This window comes from Streptomyces sp. NPDC006997, assembly GCF_040635175.1.
In the GTDB taxonomy this organism is placed as follows: domain Bacteria; phylum Actinomycetota; class Actinomycetes; order Streptomycetales; family Streptomycetaceae; genus Streptomyces.
The window spans coordinates 42706-69180 of record NZ_JBEYHH010000002.1; the positions used below are offsets into that span (position 1 = coordinate 42706).

Sequence of the window (26475 nt, forward strand, 5' to 3'; positions counted from 1 at the left end):
AGCCCCCGATTGCCCCACCTCACGTCCACCGACATAGCCGACCGGATCGAGGACCTGTACGGCGCACCGCTCGCCGACCTCGAAGCCCATGCAGAGGAACAGCCACCCGGCATGCTGTCCGCCCTGCTCGGCATGCACGGCGCCCTCGCCCTGGCCGAGCGCAGCATCGACTTCCACCGCGACCAGTTGGCCCGGCTCGTCCACCCCGAGCGGCAGATCGGCCCGCACGAGGTGTCCCACCTCCTCGACGGCACCCGCCGGCTCGCCGAAGCCGTCGCCGTCCGCGAGGCCCAGGCCACATCGGTCGCAGCCGTCCTGCAGAGCCTGGCCCGCGTCCCGGCCCCGACGTCTGCCTCTCCGACTCCCGCGCCGCCTGCTCCGGCCGCGCCCCTTATGGCGCAGAGCGCGGCGCACAGCCGCTGACCCGACCCCCAGGCGATTCCCCCTTCTTTCACCCAGGAGTTCCTCCCTTGGCCATCACTGCTCTGCCCCCCGATGCCGACGCCGACATCGCCCGGGTCACCGAGGCCCTCGCCATGATCACCCCGCGCTGGAACGTGAGGATCCTGCTGGCCCTCTCCGGCCCGCCGCTGCGCTACAGCGAGCTGGCGACCAAGGTGTCCTGGCTGCAGAACGGCCAGCTCCACCCCAAGTTGAAGTCGTTGTGCGACGCCGGTCTCGTCGAGCGCACCGAACACACCGCACGGCACGTTACCTACGGCCACACCGAGCGAGCCGCTGCCCTGCTGCCGATCCTGCCGATGATCGTCACCTGGGCCGAAGAGCACCTGGAGAAGGCGGAGCGCCCGCTGGCCGCGATCGAGCAGATCGAAGACAGCCTCACCCTGCTCACCCGGCGCCATGCCGCCGCCATCCTGTGGGTGCTCAAGTCGCGTAAGGAGGTCAGTGGCCGGGTTCTGGCCCGGATCGTGATGCCCAGCAGCGACTGGACCAACATCTATCCGCCGTTGCGCCAGCTCGTTGCCGACGGTCTGGCCGATACCGAGGGAAACGGCCGGCCCTACCGGCTGTCCGCCGCCGGCGACGCCCTGGGCCCCGTCCTCGGCACGCTGTCCGCCTGGTCCGCCGGGCAACCCCTCGACCAGGCAGCCAGCCACCCCGTCTGGGGGCAGCCGCAGGCCAAGAGCGCGCCGAGGCCGTGGGTCAGCAGCCCGTCACGGCCGGCGCCCGTGGCGCTTCCACCTGCTCGGGCGGTTGGGTCGTCCCCGGTGTGGCACCACCGCGACCTCTTCTCGCACGCTGCCACCGGCCGCCCGACGGCAGCCATCCCGGCGGGAGGCCCGCGCCGATGAGCACTTCCTTCCCCCCTGCCGAAGCGCGCCAGGTCATCGACCTGCTGGCCTCACGCTCCTTGATCCGTCTGGTCACCGAGATCGACGACAACGGCGCCATACCGCCGCGACGGCTCGCCGGCACCCTGCCCGACCTTTCCGCGCACCAACTGCGCAGTGCATCCGACACGGCCCGTGCCCACGGCCTCGTCCGGGTCGCGCCCGGCGCCGGTCTGGAACTCACGGACTCCGGGATGGAACTGGCCGACTTGTACGACGCGCTAGCCCGGTGGGCGCGGCGTCACTCGGCCCCCGCCGCCGTCTGCGAGTTCAGCAGCCGCATCCAGCACGTTCTCGGCCTGCTGGCACCCTCACTCACCCCCGGGAACGCCGACCGCCCCGCACCCCTGCCCGACGCGCACCCGATCAGCGCGGAGGCTGAGGCGGACCTAGCGCGCGTCCGCACGCACCTGATCCAGTGGCTGGCCGGCAACCCCCAGGTGACCAGGGCCGAGCCCGAGCGGGCCGCGTGAGCGCAGCGGTCACACCCCGGCACGCACGCCACACGGCCGGGCTGATGAGCAGCATTTACCTGCCGCGCACGGCGGACGCGTTGGCATTCGCGATGTCCACCTACGGCATCCCGTTGCTCGTTCTGGCCACGACTGGATCCGCCGTACTGACAGGGGCCGCCTTCGCCCTGGAGTGGATCCCGCGCCTGGCAGCGTTCGGGTGGGCCGGGTCGATCGTCGACCGACGCGGCGCCTCGGTGGTCTTCCACCTCGCCTCCCTGGGACGGGCGCTGGCTCTCGCCACCGGCGCTGTCCTGCTGTACCTCTACCCGTCCGGTGCTGCGGCGAGCGTGACGGTGATGGTGCTGGCGGCGGCGACCGGTGTGCTCACTGAGTTCAGCTACATCGCCGTCGAGACTGCAGGTGCCGCCGCCGGCCGCCGAGCGGGACCTCGGGCTCACCGTGTCCAGGCTGCCCTGCTCGGCATCGACCAGACGGCGACCTTGGCCGGACCGGCGCTCGCCGGCGTGCTGCTGCTCGCCGGGCCGCCGTCGATGCTCGCGGTGGTCACCGTGCTCTCGCTGCTTGCCGCGCTGCTCGCCCTGCGCACACCGCCCTCACCCGTGGCCCCGGCCCGCGCGCCGAAGGGGCGGCCCGGCGCCGGGCTCGTCACCGGGTGGCGCACCATCCGCGCGCTCCCCGCGCTCGGCTGGTTGGTGGCCGGGCTGACCCTGTCCAACCTGTCTATCGGCCTTCTCCAGGCAGCCGGTCCGGTGATCGTCGTCCAGCACTTCGGGCAGTCCACCACGGCCGTCGGCCTGGTGTGGTCCGCCGCAGCGGCGGCCACTTTGGTGGCCGTCACCGTCTGTCGGTTCGCGTTGGACCGCCTGGGCCTGTGGCCGGTGGGAGTCGCCTGCTCCGTCATCGCTTCGCTCGCCTGTCTCGCAGCCGCCCTGGCCCCCGACTACCTGTCCTACCTGGTCATGGTCGCGGTCCTGATGGCAGCCGATGGCGGCTTGGCGGTCGTCCTGCGCACCCTGCGCTCCCGCCTGATCCCCCCGGAGGCATTCGGCAGCACCCTGTCGGCCACCATCCTCATCCTCCTGCTGCCCTTCCCCCTCGCCGGCGTGCTCACCGCGCTCACCCCGCCCGACGCGCTGGGCCACGTCATCACCGCCTGTGCCGCCCTGCAAACCCTCGGCCTGTTCTGCGCCTTCGCCCGCCTGCGCACCGACCCTGCCCTGCGCGCCTGACCCGGCTGTCCCGCCCGTGGAGGACCCCTATGACCATCGCCGCCCTCGGGTCGCACCGAGCGACCGGCCGCACCATCACCGAGCAGTTCCACGCCTTCGACGCCCGCAACCCGCACGTGTACCGATCCCTCGAACGCATGGCCGCCCGCCGCCTGGCCGCCGGCGCCACCCGGATCAGCCTCAAGGACCTCTTCGAAGACCTGCGACGCCAACTCCCGTACGGCGTCGCCGGGCTGAACAACAACTTCACCGCTCTCTACGCCCGTCGCCTCATCGACGACCACCCCCACTGGTCCCACGCGTTCGAGCTGCGCCGGCGCCGCGCCGCCTGAGACACCCCCCTTCTTCCTGCCCTGCCGTCCCTCGATACGGAGAATTCCCTCTTGCCCGCTCGCCCTGTTGTACTTGTCGTCGCTCCCGGAGATGAGAACTACCGCGGCTACTGCCTTGAGCAGGTCGCCGACGCCTACGACGTCGTGCTGCTCACCGGCACCGAACCCTCGTGGGAGAAGCCGCACATCACCGATCACGCCGTCGTGGACCCAAGCGATCCTGCCGCGCTGCTGGCGGGGGGCCGGGCCCTGGCCGCACGCCACGACCTCGCCGGTGTCATGACCTGGGACGAGTGGAGCGTGGTCCCGACCGCCCGCCTCGCCCGCCAGCTCGGCTTGCCCACCACCGCACCCGAAGTGATGCAGGGGTGCCGCAACAAGGCCACCGCTCGGTCGCTGTTCGCCCGCCACGGCGTGCCCTCGGCCGCTTCGGTGAGCGTGCGTACCCGGCAGGAGGCCGAAGCCGCCGCCGAACGGATCGGCTATCCCGTGGTGCTGAAGCCTGCCTCACACGCGGGTGCCATCGGCGTGCTCCGCGTCGATGACCGCGACCAGCTCACGGTCGCCTACCGGGCGGCCGAACGGACGGCCGGTCAGGGCACCGAGAGCACCAGCGTCCTCGTCGAGGAGTTCCTCGACGGGCCGGAGATCTCCGTGGAGTGTGTCACCTACCGCGGCGCCACCACGGTGGTGGCGGTCAACCGCAAGACCATCAGCCCTCCGCCGCACTTCGAGCAGCTGGCCCACAGTGTGGACGCCGACGACCCGCTCCGGGAGACCGTCGCGCCGGCCGCCCGGGCGGCGATCAACGCCCTCGGCATCACCGACGGCGTCAGCCACATAGAGATGCGCCTCGTCGACGGCAGGCCCCGCCTCATCGAGGTCAACGCTCGCCTGGCCGGAGACATGATCGGCCACCTCGTGCGTCTCGCCACCGGCATCGACCTGGTCCGTGCCGCCGCCGACATCGCCTGCGACCGTGCCCCCGACCTCACGCCCACCAGGTCCTCGGCCGCCGCCATCCGGCTCCTCTATCCGGACACCTCCGGCACCCTCACCCACCTCACCTATGACGGGCCCCGTCCGACGTGGCTGGACCGGCTGCACTACCAGTGCCGCCCCGGTGACCAGCTCCTCCTCCCCGCCGACGGAGGTAACCTGTACACCGGCCGGATCGGCTACCTCATCACCACCGCCACCACCGGCCAGCAGGCGCGTGCACGCGCCGACCAGGCTGCTCGTGCCGTCACCGCGGTCCTCGACCGGACCTCCGGCCCCCGTAGCGCTGCGGCGTGAACGCGGTGTCTGCGGCTGACCGGCATAGCCGGGCATTGCTGACCGGCTATTTCCTCGGCCTGGGGGCCATCATGGCGGTGTGGGGCGCCCGGATGCCCGCCGTGCAGCAGGCTGCCCACCTCGGCACCGCAGGGCTGGCCCTGGTCCTGCTGGCCGCCGCCGTCGGCATGGTCGCTGGACTGCAGCTCGGAGGCCGCTACGCCCGCCCGGCGCGGCTACCAGCCCAGCTCACCAGTGGGTCCATCGCCCTGGCCGGGTGCCTCGTCCTGGTGGGGCAAGGCGAGAGCCTGTCCGCGTTGCTGGCGGCGGCTCTCGCGTTCGGTCTCGCGCACGGCGTCCTCGATGTAGCCGCCAGCACTGCGGCCGTCCGCTGCCAGAACGCGTTCGGCCGGCCCATCATGTCTGGTCTTCACGCCGCATACTCCCTCGGCGCCCTCGCCGGCGCCGCCCTGGCCGCCCTCACCGCCCAGGCCCCGCACAGCACACTCTTCACCGCAACAGGCGCCCTCCTGGCCGGGGCCGCTGTCGCAGCGGTGCCGGTCACCCGAAGCCTGAGCGGCGCAGAGCGACCCGCAATGCGCGCTGGCGCCGGGAAGCTGCCCCTGCTTTCGTCGCCGGGGAAGCTCTGGCTTCTGGCCGCGCTGGCCGCTGCGAGCTTGCTGGGCGAGGGAGCCGCCGCTGACTGGGCCGCCGTGCACCTGCACACCCTGGGCGCCCCGACGGCCGCGAGCGCCACCGCGTTCGCACTGTACAGCGCGGCCATGGCGGCCGGACGGCTGACCGGTGACCGGCTCACCGCTGCCTTCGGCGCCCCGACAGTCGTACGGGCAGGAGCCCTTCTCGCCACGGCCGGACTCACCATCGGCGTCATCGGGAACAGCACCCCACTGGCGCTGACGGGCTGGGCGGTCTTCGGACTCGGCCTGTCCACCACCGTCCCCTCGCTCATCACCGCGGCCGGCGCCGGAGGCGCCAAGGCCGTGGCCACGGTCACCGCCACCGGCTACCTCGGCCTCCTCGCCGGCCCGGCCCTTATCGGAGCCCTGGCCAGCGCCACCACCCTGCCCACGGCCCTGCTGCTGCCCGCCCTCCTCGCAGCCGCCGTCGCCGCCCTCGCCCACCGCGCCCTGGAGAACACCACCCCTTGACACCCACCACTGCCCACGCGGGCCTGGACGCCGTCATCCTCGACTACAACGGCGTCATCGGCCTGCAACCCACCACCGACCAGTGGCTCGGCCTGGCCCGCACCGCCCTGTGGCCCGAGGACGACCTCCCCGCCTTCCAGCACGCCTTCTGGAACGCCCGCACCGCCTACGACGCAGGCCACCTCAGCGACCTCGCGTACTGGGCCACGGTCCTCGGCCACCACCCCGGCGCCCGCAGGCTGCGTGGACTCCGCGACGCCGATACCGACATGTGGACGTCCATCGACGATCACGTCACCGATGTTCTCCACCAGGCCCACGAGTCCGGGCTGCCGCTGGTCTTGCTGTCGAACGCACCCCGCCACCTCAGCGATGTCCTCGACCGCCGCCCGTGGCGCCGCCTGATGACCCACGCCTTCTACTCGGCCCGGCTCCAGGTCTGCAAACCCGACCCGGCCGCCTACCAGCACGCGATGAACGCCACCGGCGCCGCAGACCCCGACCGCGTCCTCTTCGTGGACGACCGAGACGACAACTGCCATGCAGCCCGCCACCTGGGCCTGCGCACCCTGCACTACACCGGCCACCCCACCGACCTCGCAGCCGCCCTGCAGCCCCCGAACTGACCCGCTTCCTCCCCCCCCCAGGATTCAGTGCCCCACGACGACCACGACACCATCGACGGCGACGTCTACGTCTCCCCACGCCACCTGGCCCGCTCCACCGCGGTCAGCGACCCCGGCCTCGACCCGCTGCGCAACCTCGGCTGGGATCTGCACCACGACCACCTCGGCAACGCCTACCTCACGGCCCCCGACGGCAAGGTCCGCCTCGGCTACCTCCCCGAAGGCGACGACGACGGCCTGTGGCGCATCAACGCCTACAAGGACGCCTTCGGCCCACCGGCCTGGGGCGTCTGCTTCAACGACAGCGCGCCCGCGGAGTTCGTCACTGCATTCACCACCGCCCTCGCCGAGGCGTACCGGCAGGGCCCAGACCGCTACCTTGCCCGCCCGCTTGCCGGAAGCACCGACCGTGACCCGTTCCAGGCCGTTGACCCGCTCATCAACCGAGGCTGGTGCTTCGACCGCCCGGATCTGAGGACCTTCGCCATCACCGCACCCGACGGGCTCGCCACGCTGGAATACACCACCGGCGACCTCGACCCGGCGATCGAGCTGGAAACCCGCGACGCGCGCTGGCACCTGTGGGCCGGCACCTCCTCAGCTCGGCCCTACTGGTACGCCACGGCCAGCACCGACACCCCCGCAGCCCTTCTGCGAGCTGTGACCGAGGCCGTGGCCGACCCTGCACCCCTGCCTCGATGGCGGGACGACACTTCCAGCTACGTCAAGGACCACGCCCAGACTTCCCCGATCCACCCGCCCTCTCCGCCGACGCCCACCCCGCTCGACGTCCGGCGGGCCGCAGCGTCCCGCCGCCCGGCCGCGCTTCCCGCGGCCAGCGTTCCGCGCTGGAGCACCACCAGCCGACATGCCCTGCCCGGCCAACGCCGCTGACTCCACTCAACTCCGACCGGAGACCCTCGTGTCCCTGCAGGCTCCCGAGTTCTTCACCGAGCTGTGCCTTCCTTTCCACGAGCACGCCGTCGTGGGCAACACCTACTACGCCGCCCCCGTGCCGGGCACGCCGCTGCGTTTGCGGATTGACTTCACCCGCACCATCCACGCGGACACCTACGGCGGGCTGCGTGTCGCAGTCGTCCACCCGGAACGCGGGGAGATCGACGCGGTGGCACTCAGCTTCGTGGACCACGGAACCTTCCACCGCCGCGACGAAGCCACCAACACCCCTCCGAACACCAAGCAGTACGGCACCTTCGGCACCTACCACCGCCCCGGCCGCCCTCCGTGGGACGGAGCCGTCACCACCGGGCTGCGCGACGCCATCGAGCAGTACACGGCCGTCTGGTTCCCCGGCGCCTGGGCCGCCTCCGCGCCCAAGCGTGCGGCCGGCCCCACGCCGCGCAGCACTCCAGCTCCGCCGACCGCCCCCGCCGGGGCCCGCACCCGCTGAGCCTCGTCCCGATCCCCGCACCACCTACTCAGCAGGAGCATCTCCTCGTGTTGCCCGACCCACCACGCGACCCCTTCAACAATCTCGACCCTGCCCAGACCGTGAGAGTTCTCCCGCGTCACCTCGCCGGTCCCGGCCAGGCAGACCTGGAGACGATCTGGGCCTTCCCCTTCGACGACGGATGGCACCTTCACCAGGGACTCGAAGGGATGGTGTTCGCCATCAGCCCCTGCGCCCGGCTGTGGACCCGCTTCGCTCCCAAGCCCGAGGAGCGAGGCGCAGACACGTGGACCATCGGCATGGACCGTGCCCCCTTCGGCCCGCGGGCCTGGGAGATCACCTTCGACGCCACCACCCCCGCCGAACTCCTGCGCGACGTCCACACCGAACTGCTCGACCTGTACCTCGAAGACCGCCACAGCGACAAGAACCACCTGGTCGAGGATCCGACGGCCCCGCACGAGGTGTACACGCCGCTCCTCACCCACGGCTGGAGCCACAGCGTCAAAACGGACGGTACGCAGACCTTTCTGCCACCAGAGAGCCTTGGCGGTGTGCGTCACCGGTACGCCACCACTGGGTCCGACGGTCCGGTCTGGCGGGCCTGGGGCGGATACCCGAGCGAGCCGCACTGGCAGGCCCAGTTCTCTGCCGGCGCGCCCACCACCCTCGCTGCGGCTTTCACCGCCTCGCTGATCTCCACCGAACCGCTGCATCGGGCCGTGAAGCAGATCCCGTTTCACACTCGTCGTCACCTCTACGTCGCACCGGCTGCAACCCCGCAGCCGCCCAGCCATCTGCCGCCCGCTCTGCCGTCCGCACCCCACCCCGCCAGCCGCGCCCGCTGACCTCCCCCGACCGATCAAGGAGTCCCCTTCCTCGTGCACGCACATCTCGTCCGATCCGCCGCCGCCATCGCCGTCGCCGCGGCCGGCACCCTCACCTGGGCACCGGCCGCGAGTGCCGAGCCCACCGAACCGACCCCCTCAGCCTCCGCCGCCGCCGAGACTCCGGCCGCGGACGCGGGCAGCGTCGAGATCACCACCAGGGACACAGCCGGAGACGCCCTGCCCGGCGCAGTGTTCCTGCTGCTCGACTCCGCCGGCCAGGAAGCCGGACCCGGGAAGACCGACGCACAGGGGAAGCTGACCTTCTCCGACCTCGCGCCCGGCGTCTACCGGCTCAAGGAGACGGCCTCCGGCAGCCCGCTGCACGAGGTCGTCGCCGACCAGGACGTCATCGTCACCCCGGGCGCGACCACCCGGTTGACGATCACCGATCCGTTCAAGGCCGCCAAGGTCCTCCTGCAGGCCAAGGACGACAAGACCGGCAAGCTCCTGCCCGGCGCGACCGTGAACATCGGCACCGGCAGCTCGACGCTGCTCACTCTGACCACGGGAGCTAAGGGCACGGCCTCCGGAGAGCTGCCCATGTCGAGCCGGAAGGCCCAGTTCTGGGTCAAGGAGATCAAAGCCCCTGCCGGCTACGACCTGTACAAGCCCACCAAGACGTTCACCGCTGGTCCCGGCGACCCGGTGACCGTGACCGTCACCAACGCCAAGACCACCACGACCCCGAAGCCCGAACCCTCGGGTAAGCCCACGCACACGCCCACCGACACCCCCTCCTCCAGCCCAGGCAAGCCGAACAGCGGTACGGACAGGGCCACGCCGTCCGCGTCGGATAGCGACACACCGGAAACCGACACCTCCGCCATCGCCGCCACCCCGGTCGGCGACTCCACACCGAAGACGCCGACGGGCTCTCTCGCTCACACCGGTGCCGACGCCACGCTGTGGCTGATCGGCGGCGCGGCCGTTCTGATCGCGGCCGGTGGAGGCGCCCTCGCCGTGGCACGCCGCAGTCGCACCGACAGCCACACAGAAGACAACACCGGGAGCTGACCGCACCCACCCTTCTTCACTACACGGAGCCCCCGCAGCCCCAGCTGGACACGCTGTTCGCGACCGCCAACAGCGTCCTCCTGGATGTGGGGGCCTCGGTGTTTGTGAACCGCCCCTCTATAATCGAACGTGTGAGCGATACCCCGTCCCGTCTGGAACTGCTGCAGTTCACGCGCCGCGTGGTCGAGCAGCAGGCGCGGGCGAGCCTTCGGCAGCTAGACCGGTGGATCGCCGACGAGGAGCGTCGCGAGGCCGAGCGACGGCAGGCCGAGGAGCGGCGACTGCCGCCCCCGGAGTGGCTGATCGAGCGGGGCCTTGACCGGAGCAGCCTGGTGGCGGTGCACACGGGGGACTGCTGGGACCCGGGTAAGCGCCAGATGCCGGCGACGCGGGAGCAGGCACGCGACGCGATACGTCAGCAGGTTCCGGCGTGCTCGAAGTGTCGGCCGGACACGCGGCTGGGCCTGCTGGAGTAGGCCGGCGCGCGGGCGGCCCGGGCGGCGTTTGAGGGTGGCGGGGTGGAGTTCCCTGTCGACGTCGCCCTGGCCGAGCTGGTGCCGCAACTGCCGACCGGGCCGCGCTGGTGGTATGAAGTGAAGCTCGACGGTCACCGGACAGTTTTGTGGCGGCTGGCTGAGACGGTTCGACTTCAAGCGCGGTCGGGTCGGGACGTGACGACGCCCTGGATGGATCTTGCCATGGCGGGGATGGCCCTGCCGCCTGGTGTCGTCCTGGACGGCGAGGCCGTCGTCGTGGTTGATGGGCGGGTGTCGTTCGAGGCCGCTCAGGCTCGGGCGGCTTCCTCGCCTGCACGGTCGCGGGAGCTGGCGGCGCGACACCCTGCGCTGCTCATAACTGGAGTACGCGCGAGTTCCTCATGGGGCCCCGAGGGCGCGATCGATGGATGTCAGCAGGTAGGAGACCGTTGTTCGAGGCATCCCCCAACGGTGTGAGGTTCTCGCAGTTACTCGCAGATTCCAGGAGTGGCGCTCGTAATCTGCGGATCTATGGGGGATCTCGAAACTCGCACCCCGACATCGGGGCAGCCGCCGGACGGGCTGGCCGAGGTCTTCTCCCTGCACACCCATCGAACTGGCCGCGCCGGGCAGCAGGACGAGCGGTCGTACTTCTTCGACACGCTGGCGGAGTACCAGTGGGCGCGTGACGCGGCCGGGCTGATGCCGTCCTCGATCGACCAGCTGGTCAAACCGGTACTGGAAATCTGCGAGCACTACGACCTCGTGCCGTGGCAGCTCACTCCGACGCTGCTCGACCGCTACTTCGCAGGGCCCGGGAAGCGTGCACGGCCGACGGTCCGCACGAAGATCAACAAGATCGATGCGTACTTCGCGTTCCTGGAACAGCGCTACGCCGGTGAGATCCATCGCCGGTTCGGCACCGCGGTGGAGTCGCCGGTCGATCCGTTCAACCGGCCACGTCATCGTGGTGACTTCGGGCTGCGGGTGCCTCCCTCGCAGCGGGCGATGCGCGAGTTCTTCGCCGCGTGGCGCGATGCGCTGCCGCTGGCCCGCAAGCCGGCGGTCGCGTGCCGGGACTATGTGATGGCCAAGCTCGACTACCTGTCCGGGGTGAGGGCGTCCGAGTTGTGCGGGGTCGGTCTGTGCGATGTGCACTGGGAGTTGGGCAAGTGGGGCCGGTTCGTCGTACAGGGCAAGGGTGCCCGCGGCTCCGGGCCCCGGCCGCGCGAGGCGTTCATGTTCCAGGAGGGCCGCGAGCTCTTGTGGTGGTACGTGGAGGAGGTCCGCGGCCTCTTCCACGACGACCCGGAGCATCCGCTGGCACCGCTGTTTCCCTCCGAGCGGCTGCCGGTGGAGCTCGCGGCGGCGAACATCCCGGTCGCTGCGGCGATCACGCCGGGGACCTTCCGCCGGAACCTCAAGGCGGCCTCGCTGCTGTACCTGCCGGGGCCGGTGGGCGAGTTGTACCCGCATCTGCTGCGGCACGCCTGCGCCACCCACAACTATGAGCGCGGGATGACGCTGTGGGAGGTACAGCGGCTTCTTGGACATACCTGGACGACTACGACGGTGAACTATCTGGCGACGGCTCAGGCGGATCCCGAGCACGCGGAGCGCTGGCGGCAGTCGGCCACGCGGGCCGGGCAGCGTCTGGTCGCGGATATGGGGAGTTTGCGGTGAAGTGGAATCTGCGCTGGGCGGCCGCCAAGTGCGACATCTGGCGACCTGTCGATCTGCAGGCGGCGTTCGCGACGGTGGGCTTCACTCCGTCGCTGAGCAAGGTCGCGGCCTTGTGGGGTGGGACCCCGGTGACAGTGCGCCTGGACGACCTGGACAAGATCTGCGCGGCGCTTCAGTGCACGGTGGCGGACCTGATGGAGGCCGAACCGGTGGCTGCCGCCGAGGGCATGGAGGAACCGCAGCGCGCGGTCGGCGGCGAGGCAGGGGTGGTGCGGCCGGTGCCACGGCGCGACGGGCGGCGTCAGCTGCGGCCGCCGAACTGACCGAGGTGATCATGGTCGTTCGGCAGTGTGCTGGGTGCCTGGACTGGGGGGTGCACCGGCTGAGTGATGGTCTGTGCTGGGGCTGTGCGGGCTGGCGCAAGTCCCACCCGGACTCGGCCATGTGTTCCCGGTGCGCCCGCCGCGACCGGGTGGACGCAGATCGGTTGTGCCGTCCCTGCGTGATGGCGGTACGCGAGGAGATCGCGGCCGGGTTCGAGGCCGTCTTCCCGGGCACCACGCAGCTGCGGGTGTACGTGCTCGGGCTCGGGCAACAGGAGAGTCGAAACCTCCCGCGGCCGCGCGGCGCCGCCACCCCGTACCTGAAGCCGCGCCAGATCCAGCGGCCGGTCGACGACCCGAGGATCTGTCCCGCCGTGATGCCGGGTCAGCAGACGTTGTTCCCGGTGCGGCGGCGCCTGGAGCGCGAGCAGGCGCGCCGGATCAGCGGCCGGCTCTGGCCGGAGGAGAGCGCCTTGCGGGCGCTGGCCGAGGAGCGGGCAGCGGCACAAGGGCTGACCGCGACGTGGCCCCACATGGTGATGCGAATCATCCGCTGTGCGCTGGCGATCCGGGATGCCGAGGGAGAGGTGCTGGTCGCCCCGGAGATGCTCGATCAGGTGCAGTTGCCGCTGAAGGTGGCAGCGGCCGAACTCTTGGACCGGGCTGGTCTCTTGAAGCCGCGGGCGGTTCCGCCGCCGGAGGTGTGGCCAATCAGGTCGTGCGCGGACTGTGGCAGCTGGGGCATCACGATGAGGCGCTGCCGGGGGTGCGAGACCTGGCGGCATGCGCCCGAGCGGTATCCGCCCGGCCGGTGTCCGCGCTGCCGACGCGGGGGCCTGCCCGTACACGAGGAAGGGCTGTGCCGCGGGTGCCTGGCCTACGTCCGCGAGCACGGTCTCGACGCCGTCGAGGCGTCCGCCACTCAGCTCTCCTTCGCCGGGCCGTTCTCGCACCGGCTCAAGCGCAAGCCTGGCGAGCTGGGATTCGTCGTGCACAACCGGTCCGGTCCGCTGATGCGGGCCCGCGCACGGACCCGTACGGCAGCTGAGCGCGCTCGGACGGAGGGGGCGCCGAGCGTCCCCGGGCAGTTCGCACTGTTCGCGATGGCCCGCCGGTGGCAGCGCCATCACTTCGTCACCGCCGCGTCGCACCTGCCGACCGCGGAGGCGACTCTGCTGGACGCGTTCTTCGCTGGCCGCCCGGAGGTCTGGTTCGCCGACCAGCGCACGGCGCAAGGTGCAGCCGCCACCCTCCTGTGCACCCTGCTGACCTGGGTGGGCGGGCGTGAGCCGATCCTCGAGCGGGATGTACGGTCCCTCGCCGCCATGGCCGCGGTCGGCGCAGCCGCAACCTGCAGCGTGGTCGACTTCCTTGACCAGCACGATCTGCTCGACGCCGACCAGCTGCGCGAGACACCTCATCAGCTACTCACCGACGTCCAACGCCGCACCCAGGACAGGGGCGTGAGCCTGAGCGTGAAGCGCCGTGACCAACACGACGCCGAACAGCTGCGGGAGCAGATCGACCGCCTGCCCGAGCCGATGGCCGAGCAGATGCACGCCTGGGTCAAGGTCATGCGCGGCGGCGGCCGCTACGAGCACCCACCCGCCGCCTACCGGCTCATCCGCCGCTACTTCCGCACGGTTTCCTCCACCCTGACCGCGTGGGCGGGCCGCGGATAAGGACCTGCGGCAGATCACTAGCAAGGACATCCAGACCGAGCTCGACCGGCACCGGGGGAACGTGGCCCGCGGCCTGCTCAATGCGCTGCGAAGCATCTTCCGGGCCCTGAAGCAGGAACGGCTGATCTTCCATGTCCCCACCGCCGGGCTGAAGGCGCCGGCCGCCGTGGATCTCCCACGTCCCCTGTCCAGCGACCGCCTCGCCGGGGCATTGGACCGCTTGGACGGGCCCCGCTCCCGCCTCATCATCGGCCTGGTAGCCATCCACGCCATCCACGCCGTGGAGGTGTCCCGGCTCCTGCTGACCGACGTAAACCTGAAGAACCGGACCATCGCGGCGCGGCGGGGCCTGCACGTCCACATCGTCTACCTCGACGACCTGAGCACCCGGCTGGTGGCCGACTGGCTGCGTGAACGACGCACCCGCTGGCCCCGGGCCACCAACCCCCACCTGCTCGTCACCGCCCAGACCTACCGGCACCCGGGATCGCCGCAGATCAGCTACACCGGCATGCGCTCCGCCTTCGACCAGATCGGGCTGCTGCCCCGCCAGCTGTGGACCGACCGTGTGCTTGACGAAGCCCGTGAGACGGCCGACCCGATCTGTCTCGTACGGCTCTTCGGCATCCACCCCAGGGTCGCCGTGAAGTACGTGCACACGGCGCACCCGGACAAAGCACTGCCGCGAATTCACTGAAGCTGAGGGTTCGGCAACCCGGCGAAGCCGCCACGCACGTCGTTTGGCGTGGCACGGCAACGACGGCAACGGGGCTGCCTGGAAATATCCGGGCGGCCCCGCTTGCGGATGTCACTCAGGCCGGGACGGCCGTCGCCCTCTCAGTCTTGGCCGCGCCCCCGGCGGCGAGGTAGCGCTCGGCGTCCAGGGCTGCGGCCGCACCGGTGCCGGCGGCGGTGATGGCCTGGCGGTAGGTGTGGTCGACGACGTCGCCGGCGGCGAACACCCCCGGCAGGCTCGTACGCGTCGACGGGGCGGCGACCCTGATGTAGCCCTCGGCATCGAGATCAACCTGGCCGGTGAACAACTCGGTGCGCGGGTCGTGGCCGATCGCGATGAACAGGCCCGTCACGTCCAGGTCGCGGGTGGAACCGGTGAAGACGTCGCGCAGGACGACGCCGGCGAGCATGCCGTCCTTCTCCTTGATCTCGGCGATCTCGCTGTCGAAGGCGAAGGAGATCTTGTCGTCGGCGAATGCCCGGTCCTGCATCACCTTGGAGGCGCGCAGGGTGGAGCGGCGGTGGACGACGGTGACAGAGCGGGCGAAGCGGGTGAGGAAGGTGGCTTCCTCCATGGCGGTGTCGCCGCCGCCGACTACGACGATGTCGCGGTCGCGGAAGAAGAATCCGTCGCAGGTCGCACACCACGAGACGCCCCGGCCGGACAGCTCGTCCTCCTTGGGGAGGCCGAGCTTGCGGTAGCCAGAACCGGTGGCGATGATCACCGTCTTCGTACGGTGGACGGTGCCGGCGGAGTCGGTGAGGAGCTTGATGTCGCCGGTGAGGTCGACCTCGACGATATCGTCGTCGATCATCTCAGCGCCGAACTTCTCGGCCTGGGCCCGCATGTTCTCCATGAGGACCGGCCCGTCGACCCCCTCGGGGAAGCCGGGGAAGTTCTCCACCTCGGTCGTGGTCGTCAGAGATCCGCCGACGAAGATGGAGCTGCCGAAGAGCACGGGCTTGAGCTGCGCGTGGGCGGTGTAGAGGGCGGCGGTGTATCCGGCGGGGCCGGAGCCGATAATGACGACCTCGCGTATCTCGCTCACGCCGTCGCCTCCGGCTTCGCCGGGGCGATCTCGGCGATCAGGCCCTCGACCAGGGTCTTGATCTCGTCGCGGATCGGGCGCACGGCCTCGACGCCCTGGCCGGCCGGGTCCTCCAGCTTCCAGTCGAGGTAGCGCTTGCCGGGGAAGACGGGGCAGGTGTCGCCGCAGCCCATGGTGATGCAGACGTCCGACTCGCGGACCGCGTCGACGGTGAGGATCTTCGGCGTCTCCTTGGAGATGTCGATGCCGACCTCGGCCATCGCGGCGACGGCGGCCGGGTTGACCTGGTCGCCAGGGGCGGACCCGGCGGAGCGGACCTCGACGCGGTCGCCGGCCAGGTGGGTCAGCCACGCGGCGGCCATCTGGGAGCGACCGGCGTTGTGGACGCAGACGAACAGGACGGACGGCTTGTCGGCCATGATGATCGTTCTCTCTCGTCGCATGGCGGAACCCAGCCGCCAATGACTTCAGCCCCCGCTGGTATCAGTGAGTGGTGATGTGAAAATATCAGTGCATGCTGACTTCAGTCGATCCTGACGTGATCCGGGTGCTGGGTGATCCGCTCCGCCTCCGGATCGTCACCCTGCTGGCGCGCGAGACGCTCTGTACGACCCACCTGGTCGAGGAGACCGGAGCCAAGCAGACCAACCTGTCCAACCACATGAAGGTGCTGCGGGAAGCCGGGATCGTGGAGACCGAGCCCTGCGGCCGCTACACCTACTACAAGCTCAAGCCCGAGGTCCTGGCCGGCCTGTCCGAGCAGTTCGCCGACCTGGCCGCCTCCGCCCGTACCGCCGCCGAGAACAAGAGGGCCTGCCCGTGACCTCCACCGAGCCCACCACCGCCCCCGCTCCGGCCGGCGGTGGGGACGACTCGATCGTCAAGAAGCTCTCCACCCTCGACCGCTACCTGGCGGTGTGGATCCTCATCGCCATGGCCGTCGGCCTCGGGCTCGGCCGCCTGATCCCCGGACTGAACGACACGCTGGCGAAGGTGGAGATCGGCGGAATCTCCCTGCCGATCGCGCTCGGCCTGCTGATCATGATGTACCCGGTCCTGGCCAAGGTCCGCTACGACAAGCTGGACGCCGTCACCGGTGACCGCAAGCTGATGATCTCCTCCCTGGTCATCAACTGGATCCTCGGACCCGCGGTCATGTTCGCCCTGGCGTGGATCTTCCTGCCGGACCTGCCCGAGTACCGCACCGGCCTGATCATCGTCGGGCTCGCCCGCTGCATCGCCATGGTCATCATCTGGAACGACCTCGCCTGCGGCGACCGCGAGGCCGCGGCCGTGCTGGTGGCCCTCAACTCCGTGTTCCAGGTCATCGCGTTCGGCCTGCTGGGCTGGTTCTACCTCGACCTGCTGCCCGGCTGGATCGGCCTCGGCGACGGCGAGCACCTGGACATCTCGATGTGGGAGATCGCCCTGAACGTGGTCATCTTCCTCGGCGTCCCGCTGCTGGCCGGCTTCCTGACCCGCCGGATCGGTGAGCAGAAGATGGGCCGCGAGGGCTACGAACAGCGCTTCCTGCCCAAGATCGGGCCGTGGGCGCTGTACGGACTGCTGTTCACGATCGTCATCCTCTTCGCCCTCCAGGGAAAGACGATCACTTCCCAGCCGCTGGACGTCGCCCGGATCGCGCTGCCGCTGCTGGTCTACTTCGCGGTCATGTTCTTCGGCACCTTCCTCCTCGGCAAGGGCCTTGGGCTCGCCTACGACCGCACCACGACCCTCGCCTTCACGGCCGCGGGCAACAACTTCGAGCTGGCCATCGCGGTCGCCATCGCCACCTTCGGCGTCACCTCCGGCCAGGCCCTCTCGGGCGTGGTCGGACCGCTCATCGAGGTCCCGGTGCTGATCGGCCTGGTCTACGTCGCGCTCGCCTGGCGAAGGAAGTTCGCCGCCGGCACGGTGACGACAGCCCCGTGACGCAGCGCACGGATGTGGTGGTGGTCGGCGGCGGCCAGGCTGGGCTGGCCGCCGGCTACCACCTGCGCCGTCAGGGCCTCGACTTCGTGATCCTGGACGCCGATGCGGCACCGGGTGGGTCCTGGCAGCACATGTGGGACTCGCTGCACCTGTTCTCCCCGGCCCAGTACTCCTCGCTGCCAGGCCGGCTCATGCCCGCCCAGGCGCGCGAGACGTACCCGGATGCCGGGCACGTGGTCGACTACCTCACGGACTACGAGAAGCGCTACGACCTGCCCGTTCAGCGCGGCACCCGCGTCGACGCCGTACGCCGCGACGCAGGCCGGCTCCTGGTCGAGGCGGATGCCGGCGTCTGGCGGGCCCGCGCGGTGATCAGCGCTACGGGCAGCTGGTCGCGGCCGTTCCTGCCCGCGGTCCCCGGCCGCGAGGTGTTCACCGGGCGGCAGCTGCACACGGTGAACTACCGCTCTCCGGCCGACTTCACGGGTCAGCACGTGTTCGTGGTCGGCGGCGGGAACTCCGGCGCGCAGATCGCCGCCGACCTCGCCCTGGACGGCCAGGTCAACGTCACGTGGGTGACCCAGCGCCCGCCGCGGTTCCTGCCGGACGACATCGACGGCCGCGCCCTGTTCGACGTTGCCACCGCACGCCGCCGCGCCCTCGAAGAAGGCCGCGACGACACCGGCGGGGTGGCCTCGCTCGGCGACATCGTCGCCGTGCCGCCCGTACGCGCTGCCCGCGACGCCGGACTCCTGCACGTGAAGCCGATGTTCGCCCGGCTCACCGCCGACGGTGTCGGGTGGGACGACGGCACCCGCGCTGAGGCGGATGCGGTCATCTGGTGCACTGGCTTCCGCCCTGCCCTGTCCCACCTCGCCCCGCTCCAGCTCCGAGGCACGCGCGGGCACATCGCGACCGACGGCACGCGCGCGCTGAACGAGCCGCGTTTGCACCTGCTCGGCTACGGCGACTGGACCGGCCCGGCCTCCGCCACCCTCATCGGCGTGGGCCGCCCTGCCCGCGAGACCGCCCTCCAGATCGCTCGCCAGCTGAACGCCTGACCCGGCGACCTGGTCTGCACGGCTAGCAGAGAGCATCTGCTGGGCCTGCTGTCGCACCCAGCCGGGCGGTAAATCCGCCGCGCCAGCCGGGTTGCGCGGCGTCTAATGGGCGCCATGACCGACCCGACTTCCTCTCCCTCTCAGCTGTGGCGCTACGTCCAGGACGACGACCCCAGTGCGTTCACCCTCATCGTGGAGACCCCCAACGGGCCCTACGTGCGGCGGATACCTCCGGCGCTGCCCCTGCCGTCCGGCGTCGACCATGGCTCCGGCGCCGAGGCCGCCGCTCATACCGCCGCAGCTGCGTGGGGCATGCCGGACTTCGTCTTCCAGCAGGCCGAACATGCCACCAAGGGTTCGGGGCGCCGGGAGCTGGGCGATCGGTTGCTGCTGGCTGGCCGGCGAGGCGCGGTGGTGCAGGTCAAGGCGCGCACGATCAAGCCCAAGCCGGATTCCCAGGAGGTCGCCTGGATCCAGAAGGTGGCGGCCAAGGCGATGAGCCAGGCCAAGGGCACCGTGCGGCAGCTGCGCATGCTGCCCGCCGACATGGCCAACGGCCGGGGCCGGACGCTGCAGGTCGACGGCAACGCATACGAGTGGGTCGCGGTGTTCCTGCTGGATCACCCCCAGGTCCCGGAGGGCACCCAGGTCACCTGGGAGCCGATCGGGATGCCTGCCATCGCACTGACCCGCCGCGACTGGGACTTCCTGTTCGACCAGCTGCGCTCCACCACCGCCGTACTCGACTACCTCTTCCGGGCAGCTGACGAAGAGCCCGTACCGCTGGGTGAGGAGCCGGTCCGCTTCTACGAGCTGGCCGCCGCGGATGCCGCCGCGCCGCCCAAGGACATCGACACCGAACTGGTCGGTCCGGGTGGCACGCTGTTCTCCACACCGCGGCTGCCGCAGGCACCGGCCGGCTCGGATGGCACCCACGCCCACCTCATGATCCGCATCATGCTTGAAGACGTGGCCACCAGCCTCCTGCGCGACTCGGTGGCCGAGGGCGACCGCTTCACGGTGCTGTCCGACTTCGACCGGCTGCCGGTGCCGGCCCGAGCCGAGTGGGGGCACCTGCTGCTGGACATGCTCCGTGACGTGCCTGAAGTACCCGAGGAACACTGCAAGTGGCGCTTTCGGCGCCTGGTCGAGGAGGACGGTACCCGCCAGCTCATCGTGGGCGCGGCCACCCGCTTCGACCCCATCATCGAGGCCGCCTTCTCCGCGTACGTGCAGCTGCGCCACCACGAGGTCGCCGAGCGTACCGGCCGGGCCGAGGAGTCCTCCACGCTCGGGGTCCTGCTCACTCCGCGCCGCGACGGGGTGCGGCCGTGGGACACCAGCGCGGTGCGGGTCCACGGCGACCTGGACCTGTCCGAGGAAGAGATCCAGGTCTACAGCGAGGAGTGGAACCGCGCGACCGAGAACGCTGACGTCAGCGTGAGCGGCTGAGCCGGGACAGGACGTGCGCGGCGTCGCGGCCGACGCCGCGCAGGGTGTTGGAGGAGAAGCTGCGCTGGAACTCGATGCCGACGAACCCGAGCCCGGGGACGGTGGCGATGCCACCGCGGTGCCAGGGCCGGCCGTCGGCGACCAGGGCGCCGCTGCCGTTCAGGTAGGGATAGGTGAGGCGGTATCCGGTGGCCCAGATGACGGCGTCGACCAGTTCCTTGGTGCCGTCGGCCCATACGACACCGTCCGCGGTGAGACAGGTGAACATCTCGCGCCGTTCGACGCCGTGGGTGTCCAGAGCCGTGCGGTAGCGGCCGTCGTCGAGGACGGACACCGGCATCTTCTCCAGCAGCCGGCTCAGCGGGGCGGTGTCGAAGCGGGTGTGCTTGAACCACCAGTGGACGTCCCGGCCCAGCGGGCGCTGCTTCATCCAGCCGATCGGCCGGCGGCTGGCCAGCGTCGTCACGGTGACCGCGCCGAGTTCGGCGGCGATCTGCACGGCGGAGTTGCCGCCGCCCACGACCACAACACGCCGGCCGGTGAAGGGCTCGGGGCTGCGGTAGTCGGCGGCGTGCAGCAACTGCCCCGCGAACTCAGCGCTCCCCGGCACGTCCGGCATGTGCGGGCTGCGGAAGGCGCCGGACGCTGCCACGACCGTACGCGCCGTGAACTCGGCACTGTCCTGTGTGCGCACCGCCCAGGCGCCGTCGCGAGGCAGCACCGAAGTGACCGTGGTGGAGGTGCGGATCTCTGCGTCGAGCCTGCGGGCGTAGGTGCGCAGGTAGTCGACCACCTCGTCCCTGGTCGGGTAGCGGTCGCCGTCGCCTGGGAAGCGCATGCCGGGCAGCGAGGAGTACCGGGCGGGGGAGAACAGGGTGAGGCTGTCGTAGTAACGCGGCCAGGACCCGCCGGCCTGCTCGGCGGCCTCCAGGACCAGGGTGCGGGCGAAGCCATGGCGCGGGGCGAGGGCGGCGGTGGCCAGACCGGACTGGCCAGCACCGATGACGATGAGGTCGGCGTGATTCTCCATGAGAACCTTCCTCTCTAAATGTCGTTGTTTCGGGAAGTGACGAAATATGAGGCAAGAAGCAGAGGCGGCGAACGGCGAGGGGGTCGACCCGACGACGGTCGACTTCCTCAAGGCCCTGGCGAGCGAGACGCGCCAGCTGGTCATGCAGCAGTTCGCAGGCGGGCGCGAACTGACCGTCGGAGAGATCGCCGAGCGATGTGGCCTGGGGCCTTCCACCGCATCCGAGCATCTGAGCCTGCTGCGCCGCGGCGGCCTGGTCCTCTCCCGAAAGGAGGGCAAGCAGGTCTTCTACCGCGCCGACGGCGCCACCATGGCGAGCCGCCTGGACGCGCTCAAGGAGTACCTGCTGCGCTGCTGCCCACCCGGATGCGGCGACTGACAGCACGCCCGCCCTGGGCCAGCGGTCAGGCGCGCAGGTCGAGCATGGCGGACATGGCCGCCACCACAGACGGAGCGACCTGGTAGTAGACCCAGGTCCCGCGCCGCTCGGAGGTCAGCAGGCCGGCCTCGCGCAGCTTCTTCAGATGATGGGAGACGGTCGGCTGGGAGACACCGACGTCGGCGATGTCGCAGACACACGCCTCCCCGCCCGGATGCGAGGCGACCTTGGAGAACAGCCGCAAACGCACCGGATCCGACAGAGCCTTGAACATCGCGGCCATCCTCTCCGCATCCGCCGGGGACAGCTCCCCCGCCGTGATCGGCGGGCAGCACGGCACCGCATCGCCGCCCTGCAGGACGGGCAACTCCACAACCTCTGACTTCGACATACGTCTATGTTGACACTCGTCGATACGGGTGGCAAGCTCCGAGGTATCGACAGGCATCGAAACAAGGAGTCGTCGTGACCACCGTCTTCCGTACCGTGCTCACCGCGGCCCGGGCCCGCCGCACCGCCCGCCACCTGGCCGGCGTCAGCTTCTGCGACAGCTGCGCCCAGGTCAGCGACAGCGCTACCCGAGCGGCCGAGCGCCGCCAGCACAACCAGTTGACCGCCCTCACCCACGCGCGCTGACCCCTTTCGCCCTCAAGGAGACCGAGCATCATGAGCACCCAGCAGCTCCCCGTCGTCGTCATCGGAGCCGGCCCCGCGGGCCTGGCCGCTGCCGCCCACCTCGTCGAGCGCGGCATCGAGCCCCTGGTCCTGGAAGCGGGGCCGACCGCCGCCTCCGCGGTGCGCGAGTGGAGCCACGTGCGCCTGTTCTCCACCTGGGGTGAAGTCGTCGACCCGGCCGCCGAGAAGCTCCTGGCTCCCACCGGATGGACCCGCCCCGACCCGGCCACCTACCCCTCCGGCGGCGACTGGGCCGACCTGTATCTGCAGCCGCTCGCCGACGTCCTCGGCGACCGCGTCCGCACCGGCGCCACCGTCACCGGCGTCTCCCGCACCGGCCGGGACCGGATCGTGGACGCCGACCGCGCGACCCAGCCCTTCGTCGTCCACGTCGCTTATGCCGACGGCCGCGAGAAGCGCCTCTTCGCCCGCGCCGTCATCGACGCCTCCGGCACCTGGGCCACGCCGTCACCGGCCGGCGGCAGCGGCCTTGCCGCGCTCGGCGAGAAGGCCGCCGCGGACCGGATCACCTACCGCGTCCCGGACCTGAAGCACCCCGCTGTCCGCGCCCGGTACGCGGGCAAGCGCACCGCCGTCATCGGCTCCGGCGCCTCCGCCTTCACCGCGCTCGCCTACCTCGCCGACCTCGCCAAGGCCGACGATGGCGCGGGCACGAAGGGCGTGTGGATCCTGCGCCGGGGCATCTCCGGCTCCACCTTCGGCGGCGGCGAGGCCGACCAGCTCCCCGCGCGCGGCGCCCTGGGTCTGGCGGCGAAGGCCGCCGTCGACGAGGGCCACGCGGACGCCGTCACCGGCTTCCGCACCGAGGCGATCGAGCGGTCGGACGACGGCCGCCTGGTCCTGGTCGGCGAGGACGGCCGCCGCCTTGACCCGGTCGACGAGGTCATCGTGCTGACCGGCTTCCGCCCCGACCTGTCCTTCCTCGACGAGCTGCGCCTGGGCCTCGACGAGCGCCTCCAGGCACCGGTCGAGCTCGCGCCGCTGATCGACCCCAACCAGCACTCCTGCGGCACCGTCTACCCGCACGGCCACCGCGAGCTCTCCCACCCCGAACAGGGCGTGTACCTGGTCGGAATGAAGTCCTACGGCCGCGCACCGACCTTCCTCGCCATGACCGGCTACGAGCAGGTCCGCTCCGTCGCCGCCGCCATCGCCGGCGACTTCGACTCCGCCGACCGCGTGGAACTCACCCTGCCCGAGACCGGAGTCTGCGGCGGCGCTGGCCTGTTCGACGCCCCCGACGCCGCTGAGGCCGACGGCGGCTGCTGCGCACCCGTGCCGCAACTCGTCCAGCTCGGCGCCCCCGCCACGGTCGCGGCGGCGGCCGAGCAGGCCCCCGCGGGCGGCTGCTGCGGCTCGTGACCGACCTCAGTACCCGCGACGGGGCCGCGACCGGAACAGGGGACCGGTCGCGACCCCGCGCCGCCCTGCCCGCCCTCTGCGCCACGCAGATCGTGAGCTGGGGCATCGTCTACTACGCCTTCCCCGTCCTCAACCCCGAGATCACCGCCGCGACCGGCTGGGCGGCCGGGGCGACCACCGCGGCGTTCTCCCTCGCTCTCGTCGTCTCCGCCCTCGCTGGAATCCGTGTTGGCCGCATCCTCGACCAGCGCGGCCCCCGCGCCGTCATGACCGTCGGCTCCATGCTCGGTGTCATCAGCCTGCTGATCGTGGCTGCGGCCCCGAACATCCTGGTCTTCATCTCTGGTTGGGCGCTGGCCGGACTCGCGATGGCATCCACCTTCTACCAGCCCGCCTTCGCCGCCCTCACCCGCTGGTGGGCCCCCGACCACGTGCGCGCGCTGACGATCGTCACCCTCGCCGGCGGACTCGCCTCCACCGTCTTCGCACCCCTGACCGCGGCCCTCGCAGACCACCTGTCCTGGCGCCACACCTACCTCGTGCTCGCCGCCATCCTCGCCGCCGTCACCATCCCCACCCACGCCCTGGCCCTGCGCGCACCCTGGCCCGACGCCCCCACCAGCCCCGCACACAAGGCCGAAGGCGCTGAAGGCGTCGGGCGCAGCCGGCCGTTCCTTCTGCTCGCCGCCGCCTTCACCCTGTCCGGCTTCGCGATGTACGCCGTCGTCGTCGCGCTCGTCCCGCTCCTGTTGGAGCGCGGGTACACCACCGGCCAGGCCGCCTGGGCCCTCGGCATCGGCGGCGCCGGCCAGACCCTCGGCCGCACCCTGTACGCCGCCCTCGTACGCCGCACCACCGCCACGACCCGCACCACGCTCTTGATCGCGCTCGGCGGGCTGACCACCGCCGCCTTCGCCGTCGCGCCCGGCCCGTACGGCCTGCTTATCGCCCTGGCGATCGTGGCTGGCATGGTCCGCGGCAACCTCACCCTGCTCCAGGCCACCGGCATCACCGACCGCTGGGGCGCCACGCACTACGGCCGACTCTCCGGACTCCTCGCGGCACCGGCCACCACAGCGGCAGCCCTTGCACCGTTCGCCGGCGCCGCCCTGGCCGTGCCACTCGGCGGGTACGAGCCGCTGTTCTTCCTTCTGGCCCTCGTCTCCGTGGCCGCCGCGCTCATCGCACCGTGGACAGGCACCGCCGCCGTACGCCGCCGCCTCCCGCCGTTTTGACTTGCGCGTCATCCCCGGCACAGCCGAACCCGCCCTCGTCCCCGCGCTCAACCCAGCGACGACGGGCGGGTTCAGCGGTTGCCCCCTCCAGGAATCCGCGAACCTGCGCGCTTCCGTGTGGGACGTTTTGTCGTTGCCCACCGGGGACGTGAGGGGGCGTCCGTATGAGGAGCGGCGCGCCTTGATGCTGGACATGGTGGCCGGGCTGCCGGAGGGGTCGCCAATTCAGGCAGTGTCGGCGACGGAAGACGTGGAGGTCGCCCGGGTTTGGTACGAGACGCTGACCGGCTCCGGTGTGGAGGGGGTGGTGGCGAAGTCGGGGCGGTCGCCGTACCGGGCGGGTCGGTCGTCGTCGTGGAAGAAGGTCAGACACGCGGAGACGATCGACGCGGAGGTGGTGGGGTTCACGGGGGTGGCGGGTCGGCCGCGGGCGCTGGCGGTGCGGTTGCCAGACGGCCGTGTTGCATTGTCTCAGCGGCTCGGGGCGCAGCTGGCCGCGCAGGTCGCGGCGGCGCTGGTGGCCGTTGCTCCGGCCGCGCGAGGTCGGGCGGCTGGGGGCGAGTCGTTCACGGCGGCGGAGTCCGGACTGCTCGTCGAGGTGCTGGCGGGGACGACGAGGCATGCCGTGGTCACCGTGACGCGCGTGCGGTGAGCTGCCGCGGACGAATCGGGAGGAATAGCTGGCCTTCAGCTCGGCGAAGGACCGCGGGTCCCAGCGCACGAACCGCTCGCTTCGGCGTGGGTGTGGGCACGCCACCTCTGAGCTGGGGCTCCGTTATCCACGAACGCGCGGACACCTCGTTACGCTGCGGCCGTGACCGAGCCCTCCCCGCTGCCAGGCGACCCCTCCGAGCTACACCTGCGCATCTCCTACGACGACGGACTCTGGGACACTCCCCAGGCGGACACGCTGGAGTGCTGGAACGTGGCCGTCCTGCACCGCCGACGCGCTCATGGTGAACATCACGAGCCGGTCAGCTCCAGCGGGTGTACGACTGCTGATTGCTCCTCGTGCACGGTCGAGGACGTAGTCGTCGGCTCCATGACGTTCTACCGGGTGCACCTCGACCGGGGCCGCAACGCCTACTGGGCCATGGAGGAGGAGTCGGAGGAACTGTACGAGACCGCGCAGGTCCTCCTTGATCCCGAGACGGGTTCTTTCGCCGACGAAGTCAGCGAACAGTTGGAGTACGTCGGCTCAGCGCTGCTCGTCATGAATCGCGTGACGCTGGATCCGCCATGGCGCGGGCACGGCCTGGCGGCCGTGCTTGCCTGCGAGGTGATCACCCGGCTCATGGCCGGCTGCCGGGCCGTAGCCTGTTCGCCCGGCATCACCGATCTCAGCAGCCATCGGCTGACGGCCAGAGCCGAGTGGGACCGCGTGAACGCCAAAATCGCCCAGGGGTGGGAGAGCCTGGGTTTCCGTCCCTACCGGGACAACGTCTATCTTCTGTCTCCCGCCTCGCAGGATCTTGAGGAGCAGCGCGGCGCATTGCGCAGGCATCTTGCCGAACTCGGTGGTTCCTGGCGGGCGGGCGCTTCCTGACCAGCCCGCCAGCGCGTGAGGCGAGCTGCCTGCTAACCCAGCGCCCCTCTCGATCCGCGG

32 protein-coding genes are annotated in these 26475 nt (G+C 71.0%); 28 read left to right on the plus strand and 4 right to left on the minus strand.

Annotation, left to right across the window (positions count from 1 at the left end):
• The first annotated feature begins 9 nt into the window (after window positions 1–9).
• From ABZ659_RS01755 to ABZ659_RS01840, 18 genes are all read left to right on the plus strand, one after another.
• Entirely contained in the window at window positions 10–423 is a 414-nt protein-coding gene (locus ABZ659_RS01755) for a hypothetical protein (protein WP_358311683.1), read from the plus strand.
• Between the two features lie 47 nt (window positions 424–470).
• A complete protein-coding gene (locus ABZ659_RS01760) occupies window positions 471–1313 on the plus strand; it encodes a winged helix-turn-helix transcriptional regulator (RefSeq protein ID WP_054100380.1) in 843 nt (280 codons plus the stop codon).
• Window positions 1310–1825, plus strand: a complete 516-nt coding sequence (locus ABZ659_RS01765; protein ID WP_127436006.1) for a regulator — start codon at window positions 1310–1312, stop codon at window positions 1823–1825. Before ABZ659_RS01760 ends, ABZ659_RS01765 begins: the two co-directional genes overlap by 4 nt.
• Entirely contained in the window at window positions 1822–3057 is a 1236-nt protein-coding gene (locus ABZ659_RS01770) for an MFS transporter (protein WP_360212359.1), read from the plus strand. Before ABZ659_RS01765 ends, ABZ659_RS01770 begins: the two co-directional genes overlap by 4 nt.
• 29 nt (window positions 3058–3086) lie before the next feature.
• Complete coding sequence (locus ABZ659_RS01775) at window positions 3087–3389, plus strand: hypothetical protein (RefSeq protein WP_054100383.1); 303 nt, start codon at window positions 3087–3089, stop codon at window positions 3387–3389.
• A gap of 51 nt (window positions 3390–3440) precedes the next feature.
• A complete protein-coding gene (locus ABZ659_RS01780) occupies window positions 3441–4685 on the plus strand; it encodes an ATP-grasp domain-containing protein (protein ID WP_360212361.1) in 1245 nt (414 codons plus the stop codon).
• On the plus strand, window positions 4682–5833 hold the full coding sequence (locus ABZ659_RS01785) for an MFS transporter (RefSeq protein ID WP_360212363.1): 1152 nt from the start codon (window positions 4682–4684) through the stop codon (window positions 5831–5833). The genes ABZ659_RS01780 and ABZ659_RS01785 overlap by 4 nt, the downstream gene beginning before the upstream one ends.
• Window positions 5830–6459, plus strand: coding sequence for an HAD family phosphatase (locus ABZ659_RS01790; RefSeq protein ID WP_360212365.1), 630 nt, complete (start codon window positions 5830–5832; stop codon window positions 6457–6459). Before ABZ659_RS01785 ends, ABZ659_RS01790 begins: the two co-directional genes overlap by 4 nt.
• A gap of 27 nt (window positions 6460–6486) precedes the next feature.
• Window positions 6487–7353, plus strand: a complete 867-nt coding sequence (locus tag ABZ659_RS01795; protein ID WP_360212367.1) for a DUF317 domain-containing protein — start codon at window positions 6487–6489, stop codon at window positions 7351–7353.
• Between the two features lie 28 nt (window positions 7354–7381).
• Window positions 7382–7870 (plus strand): hypothetical protein, encoded by a 489-nt coding sequence (locus ABZ659_RS01800; RefSeq protein WP_054100684.1) that lies wholly within the window; start codon window positions 7382–7384, stop codon window positions 7868–7870.
• Between the two features lie 47 nt (window positions 7871–7917).
• Window positions 7918–8718 carry a DUF317 domain-containing protein gene (locus ABZ659_RS01805; protein ID WP_360212369.1) on the plus strand — a complete coding sequence of 267 codons (801 nt, stop codon included), beginning with the start codon at window positions 7918–7920 and terminating at the stop codon, window positions 8716–8718.
• Between the two features lie 33 nt (window positions 8719–8751).
• Window positions 8752–9774, plus strand: a complete 1023-nt coding sequence (locus ABZ659_RS01810) for a SpaA isopeptide-forming pilin-related protein (RefSeq protein ID WP_360212371.1) — start codon at window positions 8752–8754, stop codon at window positions 9772–9774.
• A gap of 131 nt (window positions 9775–9905) precedes the next feature.
• Window positions 9906–10250: a DUF6233 domain-containing protein gene (locus ABZ659_RS01815; protein ID WP_054100391.1), complete on the plus strand. Its 345-nt coding sequence runs from the start codon at window positions 9906–9908 to the stop codon at window positions 10248–10250.
• Window positions 10251–10328: 78 nt separating this feature from the next.
• Complete coding sequence (locus tag ABZ659_RS01820) at window positions 10329–10727, plus strand: hypothetical protein (protein WP_360212810.1); 399 nt, start codon at window positions 10329–10331, stop codon at window positions 10725–10727.
• 54 nt (window positions 10728–10781) lie between these two features.
• Window positions 10782–11933, plus strand: a complete 1152-nt coding sequence (locus ABZ659_RS01825; protein ID WP_360212373.1) for a site-specific integrase — start codon at window positions 10782–10784, stop codon at window positions 11931–11933.
• Window positions 11930–12256, plus strand: coding sequence for a helix-turn-helix transcriptional regulator (locus ABZ659_RS01830; RefSeq protein ID WP_360212375.1), 327 nt, complete (start codon window positions 11930–11932; stop codon window positions 12254–12256). Before ABZ659_RS01825 ends, ABZ659_RS01830 begins: the two co-directional genes overlap by 4 nt.
• Window positions 12257–12435: 179 nt before the next feature.
• Window positions 12436–13938 carry a hypothetical protein gene (locus tag ABZ659_RS01835; protein ID WP_360212377.1) on the plus strand — a complete coding sequence of 501 codons (1503 nt, stop codon included), beginning with the start codon at window positions 12436–12438 and terminating at the stop codon, window positions 13936–13938.
• Window positions 13939–13999: 61 nt separating this feature from the next.
• Window positions 14000–14635 carry a hypothetical protein gene (locus tag ABZ659_RS01840; protein WP_360212379.1) on the plus strand — a complete coding sequence of 212 codons (636 nt, stop codon included), beginning with the start codon at window positions 14000–14002 and terminating at the stop codon, window positions 14633–14635.
• A 115-nt stretch (window positions 14636–14750) separates the two neighbouring features.
• On the opposite strand, the gene trxB is transcribed toward ABZ659_RS01840, so the two are convergent.
• Both trxB and ABZ659_RS01850 read right to left on the minus strand, forming a co-directional pair.
• The gene (trxB, locus tag ABZ659_RS01845; protein ID WP_360212381.1) at window positions 14751–15722 is read right to left on the minus strand and encodes a thioredoxin-disulfide reductase; all 972 of its coding nucleotides are present in this window, start codon (window positions 15720–15722) and stop codon (window positions 14751–14753) included.
• Entirely contained in the window at window positions 15719–16141 is a 423-nt protein-coding gene (locus tag ABZ659_RS01850) for an arsenate reductase ArsC (protein ID WP_360212812.1), read from the minus strand. Before ABZ659_RS01850 ends, trxB begins: the two co-directional genes overlap by 4 nt.
• A 95-nt stretch (window positions 16142–16236) precedes the next feature.
• On the opposite strand from ABZ659_RS01850, the gene ABZ659_RS01855 reads away from it, so the two are divergent.
• The 4 genes from ABZ659_RS01855 (at window position 16237) to ABZ659_RS01870 (ending at window position 20167) form a co-directional block, all read left to right on the plus strand.
• On the plus strand, window positions 16237–16545 hold the full coding sequence (locus tag ABZ659_RS01855) for a metalloregulator ArsR/SmtB family transcription factor (RefSeq protein ID WP_360212383.1): 309 nt from the start codon (window positions 16237–16239) through the stop codon (window positions 16543–16545).
• On the plus strand, window positions 16542–17654 hold the full coding sequence (gene arsB, locus ABZ659_RS01860; protein ID WP_360212385.1) for an ACR3 family arsenite efflux transporter: 1113 nt from the start codon (window positions 16542–16544) through the stop codon (window positions 17652–17654). The genes ABZ659_RS01855 and arsB overlap by 4 nt, the downstream gene beginning before the upstream one ends.
• Complete coding sequence (locus ABZ659_RS01865; RefSeq protein ID WP_360212387.1) at window positions 17651–18715, plus strand: ArsO family NAD(P)H-dependent flavin-containing monooxygenase; 1065 nt, start codon at window positions 17651–17653, stop codon at window positions 18713–18715. The genes arsB and ABZ659_RS01865 overlap by 4 nt, the downstream gene beginning before the upstream one ends.
• Before the next feature lie 114 nt (window positions 18716–18829).
• The gene (locus ABZ659_RS01870; RefSeq protein WP_360212389.1) at window positions 18830–20167 is read left to right on the plus strand and encodes a hypothetical protein; all 1338 of its coding nucleotides are present in this window, start codon (window positions 18830–18832) and stop codon (window positions 20165–20167) included.
• On the opposite strand, the gene ABZ659_RS01875 is transcribed toward ABZ659_RS01870, so the two are convergent.
• Window positions 20151–21197 (minus strand): NAD(P)/FAD-dependent oxidoreductase, encoded by a 1047-nt coding sequence (locus tag ABZ659_RS01875; protein ID WP_360212391.1) that lies wholly within the window; start codon window positions 21195–21197, stop codon window positions 20151–20153. The genes ABZ659_RS01870 and ABZ659_RS01875 overlap by 17 nt on opposite strands.
• 46 nt (window positions 21198–21243) lie before the next feature.
• On the opposite strand from ABZ659_RS01875, the gene ABZ659_RS01880 reads away from it, so the two are divergent.
• Window positions 21244–21576 (plus strand): metalloregulator ArsR/SmtB family transcription factor, encoded by a 333-nt coding sequence (locus ABZ659_RS01880; protein WP_360212393.1) that lies wholly within the window; start codon window positions 21244–21246, stop codon window positions 21574–21576.
• A 25-nt stretch (window positions 21577–21601) separates the two neighbouring features.
• On the opposite strand, the gene ABZ659_RS01885 is transcribed toward ABZ659_RS01880, so the two are convergent.
• Complete coding sequence (locus tag ABZ659_RS01885) at window positions 21602–21967, minus strand: metalloregulator ArsR/SmtB family transcription factor (protein WP_360212395.1); 366 nt, start codon at window positions 21965–21967, stop codon at window positions 21602–21604.
• Between the two features lie 74 nt (window positions 21968–22041).
• Between ABZ659_RS01885 and ABZ659_RS01890 the strand changes: the two genes are divergently transcribed.
• The 5 genes from ABZ659_RS01890 to ABZ659_RS01910 all read left to right on the plus strand — a co-directional run bounded on the left by ABZ659_RS01890 (window position 22042) and on the right by ABZ659_RS01910 (window position 26415).
• Window positions 22042–22212 (plus strand): hypothetical protein, encoded by a 171-nt coding sequence (locus ABZ659_RS01890; protein WP_360212397.1) that lies wholly within the window; start codon window positions 22042–22044, stop codon window positions 22210–22212.
• Between the two features lie 30 nt (window positions 22213–22242).
• Window positions 22243–23634 (plus strand): NAD(P)-binding domain-containing protein, encoded by a 1392-nt coding sequence (locus ABZ659_RS01895; protein ID WP_360212399.1) that lies wholly within the window; start codon window positions 22243–22245, stop codon window positions 23632–23634.
• Window positions 23631–24869, plus strand: coding sequence for an MFS transporter (locus ABZ659_RS01900; protein ID WP_360212401.1), 1239 nt, complete (start codon window positions 23631–23633; stop codon window positions 24867–24869). Before ABZ659_RS01895 ends, ABZ659_RS01900 begins: the two co-directional genes overlap by 4 nt.
• Before the next feature lies 1 nt (window position 24870).
• On the plus strand, window positions 24871–25521 hold the full coding sequence (locus ABZ659_RS01905; protein WP_360212403.1) for an ATP-dependent DNA ligase: 651 nt from the start codon (window positions 24871–24873) through the stop codon (window positions 25519–25521).
• Window positions 25522–25683: 162 nt separating this feature from the next.
• Window positions 25684–26415, plus strand: coding sequence for a hypothetical protein (locus tag ABZ659_RS01910; protein ID WP_360212405.1), 732 nt, complete (start codon window positions 25684–25686; stop codon window positions 26413–26415).
• Window positions 26416–26475: the final 60 nt, after the last annotated feature.

Coding starts and splice junctions, on each gene's coding strand:
- ABZ659_RS01765 (WP_127436006.1), top strand. CDS start 1,310: ATGAGCACTTCCTTCCCCCCTGCCGAAGCGCGCCAGGTCATCGACCTG.
- ABZ659_RS01775 (WP_054100383.1), top strand. CDS start 3,087: ATGACCATCGCCGCCCTCGGGTCGCACCGAGCGACCGGCCGCACCATC.
- ABZ659_RS01825 (WP_360212373.1), top strand. CDS start 10,782: ATGGGGGATCTCGAAACTCGCACCCCGACATCGGGGCAGCCGCCGGAC.
- ABZ659_RS01850 (WP_360212812.1), bottom strand. CDS start 16,141: ATGGCCGACAAGCCGTCCGTCCTGTTCGTCTGCGTCCACAACGCCGGT.
- ABZ659_RS01855 (WP_360212383.1), top strand. CDS start 16,237: ATGCTGACTTCAGTCGATCCTGACGTGATCCGGGTGCTGGGTGATCCG.
- ABZ659_RS01870 (WP_360212389.1), top strand. CDS start 18,830: ATGACCGACCCGACTTCCTCTCCCTCTCAGCTGTGGCGCTACGTCCAG.
- ABZ659_RS01875 (WP_360212391.1), bottom strand. CDS start 21,197: ATGGAGAATCACGCCGACCTCATCGTCATCGGTGCTGGCCAGTCCGGT.
- ABZ659_RS01880 (WP_360212393.1), top strand. CDS start 21,244: ATGAGGCAAGAAGCAGAGGCGGCGAACGGCGAGGGGGTCGACCCGACG.
- ABZ659_RS01885 (WP_360212395.1), bottom strand. CDS start 21,967: ATGTCGAAGTCAGAGGTTGTGGAGTTGCCCGTCCTGCAGGGCGGCGAT.
- ABZ659_RS01895 (WP_360212399.1), top strand. CDS start 22,243: ATGAGCACCCAGCAGCTCCCCGTCGTCGTCATCGGAGCCGGCCCCGCG.